Origin of the sequence: Streptomyces sp. NPDC057271, from assembly GCF_042668715.1 — a bacterium.
Classification (GTDB): domain Bacteria; phylum Actinomycetota; class Actinomycetes; order Streptomycetales; family Streptomycetaceae; genus Streptomyces.
On record NZ_JBHUYJ010000256.1, the window covers coordinates 1 to 1,299 of the forward strand.

Annotated in this window: 1 protein-coding gene; it reads left to right on the forward strand. The window is 70.6% G+C overall.

Annotated elements, in window-relative coordinates:
• Positions 1-168: 168 nt before the first annotated feature.
• Positions 169-1,299 (forward strand): hypothetical protein (locus ACFUJR_RS39320; protein ID WP_383451311.1); only part of this gene is annotated, 1,131 nt, incomplete at its 3' end.

Sequence of the window (1,299 nt, forward strand, 5' to 3'; positions counted from 1 at the left end):
TCGGCGGTGTCGTTGGCGCAGGAGCTGACCGTCGCGGGACTGCGTGTGCTTGAGCAGGCGGCGGATGCCGAGGCGCACCGGTGGTTCGCCGGGCGGACGGGGCAGGAGGTGCGGCGGCGGCGCGCGGAGCTGCTGGAGAGCTGGGGGCAGCAAGTCCATGAGTATCCGGTGCTGGTGGAACATCTGGACCGGGTCTTGCGGGCGGAGCCGGGGGAAACTGCGCCGCGGGAGCGGAACGAGCTGCTGTTGCTGCTGTCGCTGACCCCGGGCGGACTGGCGGTGCCTGTCGAGCAGTTGGGCAAGTGGCTCAGGCCTCACCAGCCGCCGGCCAGGGCTCAGATCCTCGGCGGCCTCACCAAACTCCACGGCATCTACCGGGAAGTGCCCACGGCGCTTGGTGTACGGGATCGGCCGCCCGGCGAGAACGAGGGTGAGCGGTCGGGCTCCGTGGCGGATGAACTGACACGGCGGGCGGGAGTGCCGGTGTGGGACGGGGGGCGGCTGACGGCGCGTGCGGTGACGGTCCTGGGCGGCTGGGCGGTGAAGCTGGGATACCAGCAGGCCGTGAGCGAGTCGAAGGCCCAGGTGGACAAGATCGCGACGGTGCTGTTCGGGCACGCCGGTGAGCGGGCGGTGGCCTTCGTCGAGCAGTACCTGGACATGGCCGGCATCCCGCACGATGCCTCACCTCAGACCGGGGCACGTGATCTGGACGGCGTCGACGACGACGAGCCCGTGACGTCTGTGGACCGCCTGCGGATGGCGAAGATCACGGCCGACACCCACGTCCTGCACTACGGCAGCGTGAATGCCAGACTGATCGCCGCGATCCTCGCCGGCCGCGACAACCCCAGCACGGGTGACATCCTGCGGGCCCTGGACATGCTGGAGTACTCCGGCTACAGCGGCCACATCCGCGACACCACCCTGGGAGACATCTCTCCCACCGCCCCCGACGCCTCCCTGGAAACACTCACCCGGACCGAGGGCACCCTCACGGTGCGCGAGGAGACCGGAGAGCTCACCGATCCCGGACGCACCCTGCTCAAAGCAGAGGCCCTGCGCCTGGCCACCGCCCAGGCCGCCCGCCTCGGCGGGGCCGATCTTGACGCCCTCCTTCCCCAGATCTTCGCCACCGCCCACCACCACACCGCCCGCCGCACCCTGCGCCGCTGGATCACCGACGCGGGCCTGCGCATCCTCACCCGCGACGAACTGCCCATCGCCCACACCCTCGACGCCCTGCTCACCTCACAACAGCTCGTCGAGCAGCACATGTCCCAGACCGGTGACCCCCTC